General features: G+C 62.0%; 11 protein-coding genes and 2 pseudogenes. 7 read left to right on the top strand and 6 right to left on the bottom strand.

Going from position 1 to position 17,051, the window contains the following annotated elements; all coding sequences use genetic code 11:
• Position 1 precedes the first annotated feature (1 nt).
• Complete coding sequence (locus tag GPA22_RS00860) at positions 2 to 1,981, top strand: coiled-coil domain-containing protein (protein ID WP_169254199.1); 1,980 nt, start codon at positions 2 to 4, stop codon at positions 1,979 to 1,981.
• A 44-nt stretch (positions 1,982 to 2,025) separates the two neighbouring features.
• Positions 2,026 to 3,318: an RNA-directed DNA polymerase gene (locus GPA22_RS00855; protein WP_169254198.1), complete on the top strand. Its 1,293-nt coding sequence runs from the start codon at positions 2,026 to 2,028 to the stop codon at positions 3,316 to 3,318.
• A 46-nt stretch (positions 3,319 to 3,364) separates the two neighbouring features.
• On the opposite strand, the gene GPA22_RS00850 is transcribed toward GPA22_RS00855, so the two are convergent.
• A complete protein-coding gene (locus GPA22_RS00850; protein WP_425483924.1) occupies positions 3,365 to 4,315 on the bottom strand; it encodes an IS3 family transposase in 951 nt (316 codons plus the stop codon).
• Entirely contained in the window at positions 4,312 to 4,617 is a 306-nt protein-coding gene (locus GPA22_RS23050) for a transposase (protein WP_425483923.1), read from the bottom strand. Before GPA22_RS23050 ends, GPA22_RS00850 begins: the two co-directional genes overlap by 4 nt.
• 101 nt (positions 4,618 to 4,718) lie before the next feature.
• On the opposite strand from GPA22_RS23050, the gene GPA22_RS00845 reads away from it, so the two are divergent.
• The 4 genes from GPA22_RS00845 (at position 4,719) to GPA22_RS00830 (ending at position 10,297) form a co-directional block, all read left to right on the top strand.
• On the top strand, positions 4,719 to 7,373 hold the full coding sequence (locus GPA22_RS00845; RefSeq protein ID WP_211168860.1) for a hypothetical protein: 2,655 nt from the start codon (positions 4,719 to 4,721) through the stop codon (positions 7,371 to 7,373).
• A 42-nt stretch (positions 7,374 to 7,415) separates the two neighbouring features.
• A complete protein-coding gene (locus GPA22_RS00840; protein WP_169254197.1) occupies positions 7,416 to 8,654 on the top strand; it encodes a GmrSD restriction endonuclease domain-containing protein in 1,239 nt (412 codons plus the stop codon).
• A 12-nt stretch (positions 8,655 to 8,666) separates the two neighbouring features.
• Positions 8,667 to 9,389, top strand: coding sequence for an HNH endonuclease (locus GPA22_RS00835; protein WP_169254196.1), 723 nt, complete (start codon positions 8,667 to 8,669; stop codon positions 9,387 to 9,389).
• Between the two features lie 80 nt (positions 9,390 to 9,469).
• A complete protein-coding gene (locus GPA22_RS00830) occupies positions 9,470 to 10,297 on the top strand; it encodes a restriction endonuclease (RefSeq protein WP_246263974.1) in 828 nt (275 codons plus the stop codon).
• Positions 10,298 to 10,407: 110 nt separating this feature from the next.
• Here GPA22_RS00830 and GPA22_RS00825 read toward each other — a convergent pair whose 3' ends face one another.
• From GPA22_RS00825 to GPA22_RS00810, 4 genes and pseudogenes are all read right to left on the bottom strand, one after another.
• Complete coding sequence (locus GPA22_RS00825) at positions 10,408 to 12,297, bottom strand: putative bifunctional diguanylate cyclase/phosphodiesterase (protein ID WP_169254194.1); 1,890 nt, start codon at positions 12,295 to 12,297, stop codon at positions 10,408 to 10,410.
• A gap of 727 nt (positions 12,298 to 13,024) precedes the next feature.
• Positions 13,025 to 13,333 (bottom strand): annotated as a pseudogene (locus tag GPA22_RS00820) (HU family DNA-binding protein); the annotation flags it as partial.
• Positions 13,323 to 13,800 (bottom strand): annotated as a pseudogene (locus tag GPA22_RS23045) (Rossmann-fold NAD(P)-binding domain-containing protein); the annotation flags it as partial. The pseudogenes GPA22_RS00820 and GPA22_RS23045, both read right to left, overlap by 11 nt.
• A gap of 153 nt (positions 13,801 to 13,953) precedes the next feature.
• Entirely contained in the window at positions 13,954 to 15,597 is a 1,644-nt protein-coding gene (locus tag GPA22_RS00810) for an electron transfer flavoprotein-ubiquinone oxidoreductase (RefSeq protein WP_169254364.1), read from the bottom strand.
• A gap of 514 nt (positions 15,598 to 16,111) precedes the next feature.
• Here GPA22_RS00810 and GPA22_RS00805 point away from each other — a divergent pair.
• On the top strand, positions 16,112 to 16,936 hold the full coding sequence (locus GPA22_RS00805) for a tyrosine-protein phosphatase (RefSeq protein ID WP_169254192.1): 825 nt from the start codon (positions 16,112 to 16,114) through the stop codon (positions 16,934 to 16,936).
• Positions 16,937 to 17,051: the final 115 nt, after the last annotated feature.

Below are 17,051 nucleotides of genomic sequence, written 5' to 3'. Positions count from 1 at the left end.
GATGACCGACTGGCTACGCGACCACCAAGCAAACCGTACTCAGCCGCGACTGTGGGTCGAGCGGCTTTGGTTGCTGGAATCGAGGGAGCCACTGGTCGTTGTTCGCACGGTTAACCTGCGGCCGGGTGTGAACGTGGTTTGGGCCCGCGAGCCGGAGACCGATGCCGCTTCGGGTCTCGCGAGTGCGGGGCACAGTGTGGGCAAGACCTCCTTCTGCCTGCTGCTGCGCTACTGCCTTGGCGACGAGGCGCCCTCAATCAATGCATTGCGGGAGAAGGCAGTGGCCGGCTTCCCAAAGGGTGGCGTAGCGGCCAAGGTTCATCTCGATGGCACTGCCTGGGTCGTCTATCGTTCCTACGGCTTGCACGCGCAGTCCCTGGCCGGCAGGGGAGATAGCCTCGAGTCCTTGCTCGCAGGGGAACTCGATGGAAGCTTTCAGGACTTCCTCGATAGCCTGAATCAAGCCTTCATCGGCAAGTTGTCCGCAACGACGCTTCCTGGCAGCAACCAGGTTCTCGAGTGGCGGCATTTGCTCGCGTGGTGCATCCGCGACCAGAAGACTCGGTTCGACGCTTTCTTTCATTGGCGCGACGGCGATGGCCTCGGATTCCGTCGACCGCGCCAAGATCCCCCGATGTTCGTGCGGTCCATACTCGGTGTGCATGATCGTGAGCTCGACGTGCTAATGCGGGACGTCGAGGCAACGCAAGCGGCGTTGAACGCGATTGACGCGGAGTTACCGGAGCTCGAGCGGCTGCCCGCGTATGCCTTGACCATTGCGGAGCAACACCTCCGTGCCCGGCTTGGCGTGGACGACGAGGTTCCGATATTTCGAGGCACTGTTGGGCCGTCTCTGCAGGAAATAATGGAGCAGCGTTTCCGCGATGGGGAGAAGGGCGACGAACAGATAGAGCGGGAAGTCGCGGCAGCGGAGGAATTGCTCACCCCCGAGCTGGTGCGGCTTGCCGACTTGACCCATGTGGCAAAGATCCGCGAGATGGAACGTCAAGTCGCGCAGACGCTCGTCGACAACAACGAGAAAGAGTTCAACAGGCTTTCGGCCGAATTGTCAGAACTTGACCGGTTGGCCGGCCATTGCCGTTACGGCGACGTCGATTTCTCGAGATGCGACCATATCGTCTCGCGTCGGAGCACGGCCAGCCTTACTTGGCGTCTGAGGCGGCAAGGTGCCGAAGCGGATATGTCCCGGTTCAGGTTGGAACTTGCGCAATCGAGCGAGCGCGCATCGGTGGCCCAAGCTGCTGCCACCGCGCAAGAAGCCGTAGTCAGTCAGAAGCGCGCCGCAGTGCGACGTCTGCAGATGAGGCGCTGGACCAACGAAAACCAGCGCGACTCCCTTCGGGATCAGTGGAATGAACTCTTACTCCATCTCCGGCAACGAGACGAAGGCAATGGTACTGCAGAGCTGGTGCGTGCGAAGGCGCGCCGGGCCGAGCTTGTCGCCGAGGCAGACCACAAGCAGGCAGAAGTGATTGCACGCCGTTTGCAGCGGTCCGAACGCGGCGAAGCCGTGAAAGCTTTGACGCATATCGTCGCCAGCCGCCTTCTCGGCGAGAGCGGGTACGGCCTGTTCCGCCCCGATTCAGATATACGCCCCTTCGAGCTCAATATTGGCGGCGAGGCCTATCAGGTGCTTGAGGTTCTGTTGGGCGACATCACAAGCTTGCTGGATGCCGCCATGTCGACGTCGAGCCAGCACCCAGGATTCGTCGTGCATGACTGCCCGAGAGAGGCGGACATGAGCGAGCGGCTCTACCGTGAGTTCTTGCTCATGGTGGCGGAGGCCGAGGAACAGCTCGGCCGCGACGGAGGTGTCCCCTTCCAGTACATCGTCACGACTACCTCCCCGCCGCCCGAGCAACTGCGGGCCGCTCCATTCCTGGTGCTTGAGCTGCGGCCGGGTGCGGAGGATGGCCTTCTCTTCAAGAGAAGGTTGCTCCCTGAACTGCCCGGCGTTTGAGATTAGGAAAGGTCACCAATGTTCACCAAACAAGAGAGCAATTGATGTCGATTATTAGGGAGGAATATCTCGAGCTTGCTCCACAAGGTCGCTACCTTTCGGACGTCGTGGTTCTCTCGCAGGCTTGGAAAAAGTCGCATGTGTTCATTCGGCGACACAATTGGTACGCCGATGTCCTGGAACTCGACAGCTCGACCATCAATCTGGAGAAGCGGCTCGTTCGCTGGGCGGAGGATATCAGCCGCTCCGACTTCAAGCCGGACGACTTGCTACTGGTTCCGGCCCCCAAGAATGCCAAGTGGGAATTCCGCCCTCGGCCCGAGGCACCGATGCTCGAAGATCTTCTGAACTCGGACATCGACGAACTCGGCTCGGAGCCGACGTTCGATGACTGGTGTCCGAAGCCGAAGCAAGTGGATACCACTTCTCACGCCGTCGACACCTCGATGCTGCAGAAGCTTCGTCCTCTCGCACACTTGTCCATTCGCGACCAGACTCTGGCAACGGCGGTAATGATGTGCCTCGCGGAAGCCATCGAGACGGCGCAGGGCGACCCAACCGAAAAGGACGTCCTGAGCACCCGTGAGCGCGGGGTAGTGAGCTATGGGAATCGTCTGCACTGCCGTTGGGTGGAGACTCCAAACGCGCGCGCCCGTGCTCACTTCTCGTGGGGTAACAGCCGAACCTACCGGCAGTACTTTCAAGATTATCGTGCGTTTCTGGCAAGGCCACGCCGTGTCTGTACCGAACTCATGCCGCAGGTGCAGCCGGGGAGAGAGCTGTTCGTTGTCTCGCTCGACATCAAGTCCTTCTTCGACCGGGTGGACCGTGCCGCATTGCTGCAAGAGCTGCGGCGGCTGGAGACCGAGTACCGGCAAAGCATTGGCCTGCCGGACCGAATGGCATCGGACGAACCGTTCTGGGAATGTACTGCCCGAATCCTCGACTGGACCTGGCGCGATGGAGAGCATGGCCAAGCGGAACTGATTCTTGGGCACGGGGCCGCAAGACTCGACCTGGGACTTCCCCAGGGGCTGGTCGCATCCGGCTTCTTTGCGAATGCCTATCTGGTAGGTCTGGACCGGGAGCTTCAACGCGCGGCCGGCAACGCGCTTGAGCTCGACGGGGGTGTCAAGATCCACGACTACTGCCGCTACGTTGATGACATTAGAATTGTTGTCGAGGCGCGCAACGGTTCCGGAGGTATAGCGCAGGCCGACGTTCAGAAGGCAGTGGAGGAGTTCGTGAAGCGTGAGCTCGAAGCTCACAGAGTCCGACTTGGCGCTTCGCAAACACTCGAGCTTTCCGACGACAAGTGCGCCGTGACACCGTATTGACCCTGTCCCCGTTTGATGGACGCCATGAAGGGTACTGGGCAGCAAGTTATCCACGGGCGCGCGCCTGCGGCGCCTCATACGCAGGCAGAGCGCGCGGCGGTGGATAACTTGCGGTGCCAATCGGTGTCGTGTGCTGGTGTTGCATTTTCCACCTCTGTTCGAATTGGACCGGACTGTCGTAGTCGAGTGCGCTGTGACGCCGCTCGCTGTTGTAGTAGCCGATGTATTCGGTCAGATCGTCAATCGCCTGCTGGCGTGTGGCGTAGTGCTCGTCATAGACTCGTTCGACTTTGAGGGTGCCGTTGGCCGACTCCATCGGGGCATTGTCGTAGCAGTTCGCACGCCGGCTCATCGACACCGTAATGCCCCGGTCCTCCAAGACCTTGCGATAGTCGTGCGCACAGTACTGACAGCCACGGTCCGAATGGTGCAGCAGTCCGGCGGGCGGACCGCGCAGGCCCAGCGCCAGCGCGAGCGCGTCCGTCGTGAGGTAGGTGTCGATGCGATCGCTCATCGCCCAGCCGACCAGTCGGCGGCTGAACAAGTCCATTACCAGCGCGACGTACAGCCAGCCTTCGGCAGTGTCGACGTAGGTGATGTCCGCCACCCATTTCTGATTCGGCGCGCTCGCATTGAAGTCGCGTTCGAGCAGGTTCGGCGCTACCGGCAGGGCATGCCGGGAATCGGTCGTGCGCGCGAAACGGCGCCGCCGCCGTGCGGCGAGCCCCTCGCGCAGCATCAGCCGGCGTATCCGCTTGTGATTGACCGGGTAGCCCGCTTCACGCAGATCGCGGGTGAGCCGCGGCCGCCCGTACTTGCCGCGATGATGAGCATAGGTCGCGCGCAATACCACGACCAGCCGTTCATCGCTGCGTGCCCGCGCCGACGCGGGACGGTGCCGCCACGCATAGAAGCCGCTGCGCGAGACCTCCAGCAGCGTGCACAGCCGTGCGATCGGAAAGCGGGCGCACTCACCGGCGATCCACGCGTACTTCACCGCGACTCCCGCGCAAAGTACGCCGCCGCCCGCTTTAAAATTTCGTTATCCACCCGTAACCGTGCCACCTCGCTGCGCAGTCGGCTCAGTTCGGCCTGGGTCTCATCGACCTGCACGGCCGCCACGCGCTTGACCAGCGGTTTGCCGCGTCGCGCCTGGCGCACCCAGTTGCCCAGCGTCTTCGAAGAAATGTCCAGGCTGCGCGCCACTTCGTTCGCGCTGCGTCCGGCCTCGATCACCTGCCGCACCGCCGCCTCGCGGAACTGAGTCGTATAGACCCGCTTCGGTATCCTCGCTTTCATTTCACGTTCCTCCATGAACCCTTAGAACTTCACTTCATGGCGTCCGTTTTATGGGGGCAAGCTCATATCGGTCCATCTCGTCACAAAGCAACCTCTCCGCCTTGATGGACGTACTGAATGCCGAGCTGAGCGGGACGTTCGACCTCGAGTCGTTGGCCCAAGCGGCTGGCGGACTTGATGGCCTGCTGTGGATGTCTGACCAGATTGAGGACTCGGAGGAGCCGACGCCTTCGCGCCTGAGTCTTGCCAGCATCGCTGTGCCCAACACGGACGTCCGCGACGATACCGTCAAGCGCTTCGTGGCCACGCGCTTGGCGCAGCTAATGCGCCATCGGTTGGCAATGACTGACATCACCGCGCCTGCTGACGCGGGTGAGGCATTGAGCGAGCGGGTAACCAACGGAATGGCACTCGCGCACGAGTTCGAATCGACGGCCCGCAAGCTCATCAAGTGCTGGGCGGAGAACCCGTCGCTCGCTCTGCTGCTGCGGTGTGGGATGGACCTTTACCCTCACCCCAAGCTGCTGGCGCCGGTAGTGGAAGCGCTTGGCGTCAAGCTGTTCGCTGCACTCGATGGCCTCGATAGCGAGGGGCTGAGACAAGTGCGAGTGGCCGAGTATGTCGTCGCAGACCTGCTTCGGGCGGGGGCCGTAGAAACGGGTTTTCGAGATGAGGAGGAGTACCCGGAGTCGGTTGACATCCTTGGCTACCGTGAGGATCTCGGAGTGCTGGCTCGGCGCATCATCGTTGAGCGCGACGCCTCGCCTTGGTACCTGCTGCAGCAGGCCTACTTGTATCTGGCATCCATTGGCGACGTATCGCTCGCAGCATCTCGAAGGAAGATGCCTGCTGAGGCATCGGCATACAAGGCTCTTCAGCGCACGATGATGTTTGAACCAACGTATTCGCGAGACCTGATCGAGGCCCTACCCCTTGCACTGGTCGCGCAGCAGTTCAGTCCGACTTCCAGGCGGTTCGGCGTCTGGCTGGCTGAAGGGCTGCGATTAACGAAAGACGAAGACGATCAGGCCGTGATCGTCATGACTGTTGCCCTCAACCGACCCGACCTCGTGATGGCAGCGTTGAACTCAAAGGGTAATAGAGCCCCCCGATGGAAGAAGTTTGTGCCCCATGCACTTATCGAGGCCAATCGGAAGCCGCCTGCAAAACGTTTCGGCACGCCTCGCCGGGCGCAGCGTCCGCTACTCCAAATCATGTTGGATGCGGACAACGTGTTCGGCCAGGAAAACGGTGTCCTGATGCTAGCGAAAGCGCTGCTGAGGGCTGACGGTATCCAGAAGCATTTGAGCGCGGGCCTGAGCGCAAGTGACGTCACCTTGGAATGCACCGACTGGTCACGAGTCCTGGCGTTACCCGAGGAGACGGAGTTCCTCTCTGTGTTGCCGTTCAAGGGCAATGAGGCGCCGAACCCCCTGTATGCCAATCCACCGTGGGTAGGCGAAGACAAGGCATGGCTCTACGGGCTGGGCCGGATTCTTCGGGCGGCATTGACCGGCGAGTTTGACTTCACCAGCCGACGGTATCTGGTGACCGAGGAGGTGGGGCGCTACTCGGGTCTCCGCAGTACGTGGTTCAAGCGCCGGTTTGGGCTGCTGAATTCCGGGCGAGGATTGACGGACGAGCCTGGCCCGGTCTCTCCATGGCTCTCCAGCTTGCTTTCGACATTACTCCAATGGCCGGGTGTCGAGTTCCGGGCCAATGATGCGGTGGCAGCGGGAGCAGCACGTACGCCGGAGGAGCTACTGCTGTTCATCGAGCGGAGAATTGTTGAACAGCGAGCGCTGTTCGGTGTGCGCAGCAAAACACCGATGTATGTGGTGCCGACTGACGACCATGCCGCACTGCAAGACAGGCCTCTGCGCGTCGCTATCGTCCAGCCGATGCGTCCAAGAAAAGATGAGTTCGACGTCAAAGACCCCACCCACTGGACGCCTGGCGTCCTTGCCGAACACAGGCGGCATTTGGCTGAGGTCTGCAGACTGGCGTATCAGAAGCTACGCACGTGGGCTTCCGCACAGCCGCCAAAACTTAGGGATGATGACGGCGAGAACCCAGTAGTTGATGTCATCTTGTTCCCTGAGCTGGCCGTGCATCCGGAGCATATTTTCCTCCTCCGCCGGCTTTCCGACAAATTGCGCTCGAACATCTTTGCCGGCCTCACGTTCCTGCATTCGGCCAAGCTCGGCGCACCGATAAACCAAGGCCTGTGGCTCATCAGAACCGAGTCGCCAGGCCACGGGCGCAGCATCCAATACGCTTGGCAAGGGAAGCTTCATCCGATGAAGCTGGAACGGGCAATGGGCGTGAAGGGGTATCGCCCACATCTGACGCTCGTTGAGCTACCCGTTGGAACAAAGACGCGAACACGTGTTGCGGCGGCCATCTGCTACGACGCGACCGACCTTGATTTGGTCGCCGACCTGCGGGACAAGTCCGACATGTTTCTGGTCGCAGCGCTGAACCAAGATGTTCAGACCTTCGACAACATGGTGGCAGCCCTGCATTTTCATATGTACCAACCAGTGGTGTTGGCCAACTCGGGTGAGTTTGGTGGCTCTACTGCGCAGGCACCGCTCCCCAAGCACGAGCGCTTGATTGCTCACGTTCACGGCAACAACCAGGTGGCGGTGAGCGTCTTCGAGATTGACCCCGCCCCCTTCAAATCGACCAGCTCAGGGAAAGTCGCGAAGGAACTCAAGGCTGCTCCGGCTGGCTACAAAGGCAGACCGGCTTGATATCGTGTCCATCGGAAAAGTTTTGTTCATAGGCAATGGAAGATGAAGACCAACAAGAAACCGTGGCCCCTGGGTACGTTGTCCAACGCCAAAGGCATCCGACAGCGCATCGACACCAACCCCGATTTTCAGCGCCCCGCAGTCTGGACAACGGCGCAGAAGCAGCTACTCATCGACACTATTCTGCGCGACTACGATGTGCCCAAGATGTACTGGCGCAAGTTGCCGGGCACCCCAGATCACTACGACGTTGTTGACGGGCAGCAGCGATTGCGGGCCATCTGGAGCTTCGTAGACGGGGATTTCAGGCTGCCGAAGGACGTGGAGCCTGTCGAAGGGATGCCTACGGCAGGGTGTGGTTATGAGAACCTGCCAGACGACCTGCGCGTGCGGTTCGACACCTATGCGCTCGACATCGTCGTGCTCGAGGACACCGACGAAGACGAAGTACGAGAGATGTTCCTCCGTCTGCAGAACGGCACCTCGCTTAAGGCGCAGGAGAAACGCAACGCAATGCCGGGCGTCATGCGTGAGTTCGTGCGCTCCTTAACGCAGCATGAATTTTTCGGGCGCGTGGGCTTCGCGAACACACGCTTCACGCACGACCAAATTGCTGCGCAGATGGTGTGCCTGGAGCTTGCCGGCGGGCCAGTCAACGTCAAGAATAGCGACCTCAACCGGATGTACGAGGCGAATCAAAAGTTCGACGTAAACGGCGCCACCTCCAAGGCTGTGCGCCGCACGCTTGGTCTCATGGCGGAGGTGTTCCCGGAAAAGACGCCGGAACTGGAGCGCTACAATGCTATCGCGTTGTACTGCGTCTTTGCCGAGCTTCAGCGTGTGTACGCGATCGCCGACATCAAGCCGGAGCTGCGGGGCTGGTTCCTCGATTTCGAAGCCAAGCGTCGCACTCAGGAGGCACTCGATGAGGACCATGGCGACGCTGAGTGGGTAACCTACAAGGAACGCATCAGTCACAGTACCGACGCGCAGGAATCCATCCGCTTCCGGATGGATTTCATGCTTCGCCACCTGCTTGAGCTGTTCCCGGCCTTGCCGCTGAAGGATAACCAGCGCGACTTCACGCATGTGCAGAAGCTGGCGGTATTTCGCCGGGACAGCCAAACCTGCCAAGTGCGCATCAAGTGCGACGGTGTTCGCGTCGAGTGGGATGACTGGCACTGCGACCACAAGGTGGCTTGGTCGAAGGGGGGTGCGACCACAGTCGAAAACGGGCAGGTAGCTTGTCCGGCATGCAATCTGGCAAAAGGCGCCGACTGAGGGGCCGCCGCCATGATGCCCTTGGACCGCACCCGCATCGAGAAAGCCGCCGCCGACTGCGGCTTGGATCTTCCGCCAGAGCTGCAAGAAGGCGGCCTGATCCTTCGGTCGACTAGGTTTCCTGAGACCTTGGAAGTGCGGTTAATACGGGATGCCCGTTTCGAGGTGCGTGCGAGCGATTCGACTTTGCTGGAAGGCCTACCGCTTGCACGAGAGGGCTGGACGCTCGCGGATGGAATCCCGGCGCTGTATGCAACGCTCGAGCGGGCTGCAGCGACGGCTCGAACGATGCCGAATCGCGTCGCAGCACAGTTCGAGCGGGCGACGAAGGCTATGCCGCGATCCACGGAAGCAGAGCGCCTCGTGGTTCAGCGCGTGGGGCAGGATCTATTCAGACGAGCGTTGCTGGACTACTGGCGGGGCCGATGCTGCGTCACCGGCCTTTCCGTTCCGGAACTGCTGAGGGCCTCCCACATCAAGCCTTGGGCGTTGTGCGGCTCGGACGACGAGCGGCTCGATGTGTTCAATGGTCTACTGTTCGCTCCGCATCTGGATGCGCTCTTCGACGGTGGATGGGTGAGCTTTGATGACGCGGGCGAGCTGCTGGTGTCGACCACGCTGCCTCATGAGGCCTTGGTCTTGTTCAACCTTCAACACTCACTTCGTGTCGATTACCTGACCTCGCAGCACCAGCGCTACATGGGTTTCCATCGCGCCGAAGTGTTCAGGCAGTGAAGGCTCGATGACGGAAGGCACGAGACCAATGGAGGAAATTTATGGCACGTAGAAGGAAAACGAGCCCCGCCGAAGACTTGATGGACATCGTGGCCATGTTGCCTTGGTGGGCTGGTGTGGCGCTGGCTGCGGTCTCGTATCTCGTCCTACATCGTATGGCCGGCCAAGAGGTGGTCGCGGCCGTCAAGCCGGGTGAGATGGGAACCATGGTGACGCAGACGCTCTGGAAGACCTTGGCGACTTTTGGGCAATACCTCTTGCCGCTGATTTGCGTGGCGGGTGCAGGCATGTCGGCGTGGCGACGGCGGGAGCGTCGCAAGCTCATCACCAACGTCGGCCAGAGCAAGGCGGCCAATGTGCTCGACGTCATGAGTTGGCGCGAATTCGAGATGCTGGTGGGCGAGGCGTTCCGGCTGCAGGGCTACCAGGTGGTAGAAACAGGGGGCGGGGGCGCCGATGGCGGCGTCGATCTGGTGCTTTCGAAGCGTACGGAGAAGTTCTTCGTGCAATGCAAGCAGTGGAAGGCCTACAAGGTAGGGGTGGAGGTGGTGCGCGAGCTTTACGGCGTAATGGCAGCCAAAGGCGCGGCAGGCGGCTTCGTGGTTACGTCTGGCCGATTTACCGAAGAGGCGACTCGCTTTGCGCGAGGGCGCAACCTGAAGCTCATTGACGGACCCTTGTTGCACGGGCTGATTCGCCAAGCGCAAAACGCGAAGGGACAAACCCCGGAGCGGGAGACCGATCAGCCGCCGACGCCGGCAACGGTGGATGCTACTCTCACACCGGAGTGCCCGACCTGCGCCAAACCCATGGTCAAGCGCATTGCGAACCGCGGCGCCAATGCGGGCAGCGAGTTCTGGGGGTGCACGGCCTATCCTGCATGTCGTGGAACCAGACAAATCGACTGACCAGCCGCGATTGCAGGCAGGTCTCGGTCGAGCACCAGAGATGCGATTCGTTTCCCGCTTCGGGCAAATCGACGAGAAGACGTCTGACGGCCGGATTGGTGCTGTCGCCGTCAGGTGCTCGATCCTTCGCACGATGTTTGACCGAAATACGCGTCCGAAAACGCCGTCGGAGATAGCGTTCTGCCGAGCAGGTAGCCCTGTACGACGTCGCAGCCCATCTTGCGGACCAGATCGTACTGGATCGCGGTCTCGACGCCTTCGACGATGACCTTGAGTTCCAGGTTGTGGGCGAGGGCGATGATGCCGCGCACGATCGCGGGCTCCGGGCCCGTAGAGGTGAGCTCGGTGATGAAGCTGCGGTCGACCTTGAGGATGTCCACGGGCATTCGCTTCAGGTAGCTGAGGGACGAGTAGCCGGTGCCGAAGTCGTCGATCGCGAGGTGCACACCAAGGCGCTTGAGCTGGAAGAGGTTATCGATCGCGCCGCCGTGACGGTCCAACCACAGGCTTTCGGTGATCTCGACGACGAGATCGTCGGACCTCAGCCCGCTGCGGCGGAGCGCGTTTTCGACCGCGTCAGCTATGCCGAGGTCCTGCAGCTGCTCAGCGGAGAAATTGACTGCAATCCGCAAGTTGTTCCCGGCTTCACGCCAGATCTTGAGCTGCGCGCAAGCCGTGTCGAGCACCCAGGCGCCTATCGGTCCGATGAGACCGATTTCCTCCGCGAGGGGGATGAATTGGTTCGGGCCGATCAGTCCGCGTAACGGGTGCTGCCACCGCACCAGCGCTTCGGCGGCGACCATCCGTCCGGTCGTCACCTCTCGCTCGGGCTGGTAATGGAGCACAAACTCGCCGTGCTCGACCGCATGGCGCAGATCGCATTCGAGCTGCAGGTGCTCACTGGCGCTTGTCTCCATTGCGCCTTCATAGAACATGATGCTGTGGTTAGTGCGCTTGCCGCGATACATTGCGGTCTCGGCATGGCGGAGCAGGGTGCCGACGTCGGCGCCGTTGCGCGGATAGACGGCGACGCCGATGCTTGCCGTGACGAAGAGGTCATGGCCGTCAATCCGATAGGGCTTCGCGAGCTCGGTCGTGATGGCCTGCGCGGCCGACGCGGCGGCGGCGACCGAGGTCAGATCTTCGAGCACCACCGCGAATTCGTCCCCGCCGAGGCGCGCGACGTAAGCCCCGGCGCTACGGGCGAGCCGTCGGCTGGCGCTTTTCAGTAGACAATCGCCGATTTCGTGTCCGAGCGTGTCGTTTACGAACTTGAAGCGGTCGAGGTCGAGGAATAGCAGCGCGAGCATCCGCGTGTCGGACCGTGTGGGGTCGAGTTGCGCCCGCAACTTCTCTTGAAAGGCGGTGCGGTTCGGCAGGCCCGTGAGGCTGTCAGTGTAGGTGAGGTGGCGCACGTAGCGTTCGGCGCGGCTGAGATCGAGGGTGTGGCGCACGCGGTGGACCAGGACGTTCGGGTGCAGGGGTTCCGAAATGCAGTCGCTCGCCCCGACCGCAAAGGCGTACTCGATCTGCCTCGCGTCGGGAGCGGTAATCATCAGCACCGGCAGGTCCGTGCATTGGGAGAGTGCCTTGAGCCGCATGCAGGTCGCGAAGCCGTCGGCGCCGGACCTCGCCGCATCGAGCAGCAGGAGGTCGGGAACGGTGTGCATGAGCCGGGCGATCGCCAACCCTGCATTGTCGGCCACGTCGACGACGAAGCCGTTGCGTTCCAGCGCGTCGCGCAGCCCCGGGCGTGTGCTGCGGTCGTCACGGACGACGAGCACACGTGGTCTTCTCGGATCCTCGGGGAGTCTGTCTGCCTCGGTACATTGGTGCTTCTCAAGCCGCCCGGCCGTCGATGCGCTCGGGTGGTAGTGGCTTTCGAGAGAAAGGTTGGATGTCGTATGCATGGCGTCTCTCCATCGTGTTTTCTCGTTGGTTGATGGCCTATTGGCCTTGCCCTTCAGGGATTTCTTGGCGCCGAAGGGCCGACGCTGCAACGCAGCCTTGAGCTACGCGCGAGCACGGGCAACGAGGAGGACGCACGCTACGGGCCGCGGGTAACCCGGTTGATGCGTCGAAGCGGTGAGGCGCCGGCGGGGCGAGCAACGATTTTCGGGGTTCTGAAGCGCGAATTCGGCGGCGCAACGTCCACGCCATACGCATGGATGTGCGACGCGGAAGAGCGGAGTGCGGGAAGCAATGAGGTTGAGCGGCGCAGTGCGCGGCTCAACGATGAGCAAAAACGACTGCGCGGGGGCGGCTATGCACCGCTTGAGGCCATCGCTGCGCGCACAACGCGGATATCGTGCCGTTTCGCTGAAAGAAATGTAGCCTTTGGAGGGTACATTCTCAAGAGTCTTGTCGGTGACTCGGAGAGCAGTATGTCACTGGCGGTCGGAGGGACGCATGACCACCGTCATCGAAATCCTTCCGATCGGTGGATGGAATACAAGAGCCCCAGGCCGGAGGCCGTACCAGTTCGAGGGGCTGACTGGTCACGCAGCTTCGAAGAGCCGGTCGAGTCACGACGTTTCTACGTATTGTGGTTCATGCTGAGGGTCTTTCCAAGCTTGACCTACTCCTCATTGGGTTTCGATTCGCCGAAGGCAGGGTGATCGGTCAAAAACTTCAGGCTGCCACTGAAACATGGGGCGGGATGCTCATTCCCGTAACCATGGGACGGTTGGTCACATAGTGGGTGGCGATGAGGCCCGATCCGGTCGCTCACGCCGGCTCCGTTACTCGCCCGCGCTGAACGCCCAAAGCGCCTCCCACCGATTTGTCGGTCTGGCGCGGCTCCTGACGCTTGTTCGCAAATTCACTGACCTTCAGTTTGAGTTTCTGGCTCGGGTGAAAAGTCACGAAGCGGCGCGCGGTCACCCGCGCGGTCTCACCGGTCTTCGGGTTGCGGCCCGGACGCTCGGGCTTCTCGCGCAGCTGAAATCCGCCGAAGCCCGACAGCTTGACGTCCTCACCAGCTTCGAGCGAAGCGAAGATTTCCTCGAAAAAAGCCTCAACCATCTCCAAGGCTTCCAACCAGCATCTTGGCCGGACGGATGGTGCCGGCAGCGTAGGTGAGCATGGGAAAGTACTTCGGGCTGTGGTCGGCGGCGATCAGCGCGCATTCGTAGCCGGCCACTGCGGCATGCGAGGACACAGCGCGTCTATGCTCTGCGAGCGCGAGATGCGCGGCAGCAGTTCGAGCGCAAACGCGGCCACCTGCTTTTCCTGCAGCAGCTTCACCCGCTCGGCGTCGGCCCACGGCTGCAGCATGCAGAGTGGCTGCCCGGTTTCATCGCCGCGATCCGGTCCGACGGCGGCTGCACGCACAGCACGATTTCGGCGGTGCTATATACCGCCTCGGCATTGGCGGCGAAGCCGACATCGGTAAAGCTCGCGTCCGGATAGTGCGCCGGCACGCCGGCACCCGCCTGCATCACCAACTGGGCACCGAGGCCCTGATACTTCTTGAACACATCCGGCCCGACATGGCTTCGCTTGCAATACCGATCAAGAGCGTCATGGTATGGCTGGTTCCCGAGTGCTCGTTTGCAGTTGAAAAAAAAAGGGGAGTCGCGCAAAAGGGGGAAGTGGAGAGGGAGGAAGACCCCCTGAACGTGAACTGCGACACCCCTGAAAACGATGGGGATGTGTTACATCCCTTGGTAGATCGGCCCTTCGCCCCCCTGCGGCACCACCCAGGTGATGTTCTGGGTCGGATCTTTGATCTCGCAGGTCTTGCAGTGCACGCAGTTCTGCGCGTTGATCTGCAGGCGCGGTGCGCCGCCTTCGCCCTCGCGGACGATCTCATACACCCCGGCCGGGCAGTAGCGCTGCTCGGGCGCGTCGTAGAGTGCGAGATTCACTGCGATCGGCACCGCGGCGTCCTTGAGCTGCAGGTGACAGGGTTGCTCTTCCTCGTGGTTGGTGTTGGACAGGAACACCGACGAGAGCCGGTCGAAGGTGAGCTTGCCGTCGGGCTTGGGGTAGTCGATCTTGGTGCACTCGGCCGCGGGCTTGAGCTTGTCGTGGTCGGCGCTGTTGTGCAGGGTCCACGGCGCCTTGCCGCCGAACACTTTCTGGTCGATTCCGAACAGCAGCGAGCCGAGCCACAGGCCGCGCTTCATGTAGGGTTTGAAGTTCCGCGTCTTGTGCAGCTCGTCATACAGCCAGGAGTCGTGGAAGGCCACGGGAAAGGCGGTCAGCGCATCGCGCTGGCGGTGCGCGGCGAGCGCTTCGAGTGCGGCATCGGCGGCGAGCATGCCGGACTTGATCGCGGCGTGGCTGCCCTTGATCCGGGCCGCGTTGAGAAAGCCCGCATCGTCGCCGATCAGCGCCCCGCCCGGGAATACCAGGCGCGGCTGGCTCTGCAGGCCGCCGGCGGCGATCGCGCGCGCGCCGTAGGCCAGACGCTTGCCGCCCTCGAGGAATTTGCGGATCTCGGGGTGGGTCTTGTAGCGCTGGAATTCCTCGAACGGCGACAGGTGCGGGTTGGTGTAGTTCAGGCCGACCACGTAGCCGACCGCGACCAGGTTGTCCTCGAGGTGGTAGGCGAAGCCGCCGCCATAGGTGTCGGACGGCAGCGGCCAGCCGGCGGTGTGCACCACCAGGCCGGGGCGGTGGTTTTCGACCGGTACTTCCCACAGCTCCTTCAGGCCGATGCCGTAGGTCTGCGGATCGACGCCGTCGCGCAAGTTGTATTTCGCCTCGAGCATCTTGCCGAGATGGCCGCGACAGCCTTCGGCGAAGAGCGTGTACTTGGCGTGCAGCTCCATCCCCGGCTGGTGGTTGGGGCCGGGCTCGCCCTCGCGGGTGAGGCCCATGTCGCCGGTGGCGACGCCCTTCACCGCGCCTGCTTCGTCGTACAGGATCTCGGCGCCGGCAAAGCCGGGATAGACTTCGATGCCCAGCGCCTCGGCCTGCTCGCCGAGCCACTTGGCAACGTTGCCCAGGCGCACGATGTAGTTGCCGTGATTGAGAAAGCAGTCCGGCAACAGACCGTTGGGAATCGTGCGCCCGCCGGTTTCGTTGAGGAAGATCACGCGGTCTTCGGTGACCGCGGTGTTGAGCGGGGCACCGCGTTCCTTCCAGTCGGGGAAGAGCTCGGTGAGCGCGCGCGGGTCCATCACCGCACCGGACAGGATGTGGGCGCCGATCTCGGCCCCCTTCTCGATCAGGCACACCGAGATGTCCTGGCCCCTGGCCTCGGCCTGCTGTTTGAGCCGGATCGCCGCAGTCAGGCCCGCAGGGCCGCCGCCGACGATCAGGACGTCAAACTCCATCGATTCGCGCTCCATCAAGATTTCTTTCACTCTCATGAACAAGATAGTTTTCCGGGGACTGCCCAAAGCCGCGGAACGCGTTGGTCGGGCGCTGATCTGCAGTTCTCTGTACTTTACGTGTCACGTCTGCGTGCATCGCACTGCTCCGTCACTGTCGCAACAGTGCGCCCGAGCGCATCGCCTGTCGTCATCGGAAGCGACGATTTTTGAGGGCGGGAGGTAAAGCCACGGCTGTGAGATCGAATTGAAGCCGCGATCGCCTGCAGCAGAAGGGCGGCTGTCTGCTTTGATTGTTGAAGGGGCCAGCCTAGCCTCGCCAAAGGAGAATGCGCTCGCGCCCTCGTGTTCAGGAAGCTCACCGCTGCCCTGCGGCATCCGTCGACCGGAGGCGCTGGGGTCGCTTGTTGTCGGTTACGACGATGGGCTGCTCGGCTTGCTTCGTTAGGCTGTCCTCTAAAACGACGAGCAAGACCGCCGCAACGGGTGGTTTCAGAGGCGCGGCTACGGGAAAAAGCAGGTCGAGGGCTTCATGGCGATACTCAAGGATCTACCCAATTGCCGCGACATGGGCGGAATTGAAGCCGCGGACGGTCGTGTCGTCCGCCACGGGCGGCTGTATCGATCCGGTTTGATTTCGCGGGTGGAGCGGGGTGGTTTGGAGGAATTGCCCGTGCTCTGCGTGGAGGTCGTTTTCGATCTGCGCAGTGCTGCCGAGCGTGCTGAGAGGAGCAGCATCTTTTCCGCTTCCGGCGCAATTCGTTCGGTAGTGATCGAAGACGGCGCCGAGTTGAAGGTGGCGAAGCCTGTCGGTTGGGCCCGGCGGCTGATCGAACCCGATTTCGATGGCGCCGCTGCGCACCGGATGTTGGTCGATGCATACAAAAAGATGCCGCGGGTGCTCGCCGGCGTATTCCCGGCCTTGTTCGAGCACTGCCTTTCCCCCGGTGCGGGTGGGGTGCTCATTCATTGCGTGGCGGGCAAGGATCGCACCGGGTTCGTTTGCGCGATGCTGCTGTGGGCGCTGGGGGTGCCGATGGCAGCCATTCGGGACGACTATCTGAAGAGTGCGCAAGGGTTCGCCCGGACGGGTTTCATGCAGGCCGAACTGCGGCGGGCCTTCGGTGACGAGGTTCCCGCCCGGGCAGCCAATGCTGCCGCTGTGCTGGGTGGCGTCCGGGGGGAGTTTCTGGATGCGGCTATCGACCAACTCGTGCGCGAATTCGGTTCGGTAGACGACTATCTTGCGGCGGTTGCGGGCCTGGACGCAGCGCGCAAACGGCGACTGCTGCGCTCGCTGCTTGTCGATCCCAGCACGGTGCGGGATTACCGCGGGGAGCGAAAGTGCTCCGGTTGAAGGCTTTCTCGGTGGTGCACCGCATGATTCCGGGAAGTGTCTTTTTCGACGATGCGGGCGGGCCGGAGTTTCCATACTGTTCAGCCTAGCAGTAAATGAACAATGCCCCTTTAAG

The sequence above is a fragment of the Aromatoleum toluvorans genome (genome assembly GCF_012910905.1).
Lineage (GTDB): Bacteria > Pseudomonadota > Gammaproteobacteria > Burkholderiales > Rhodocyclaceae > Aromatoleum > Aromatoleum toluvorans.
Note: the sequence above shows the minus strand (reverse complement) of the source record. Positions and strands in the feature narration are given on the sequence as shown.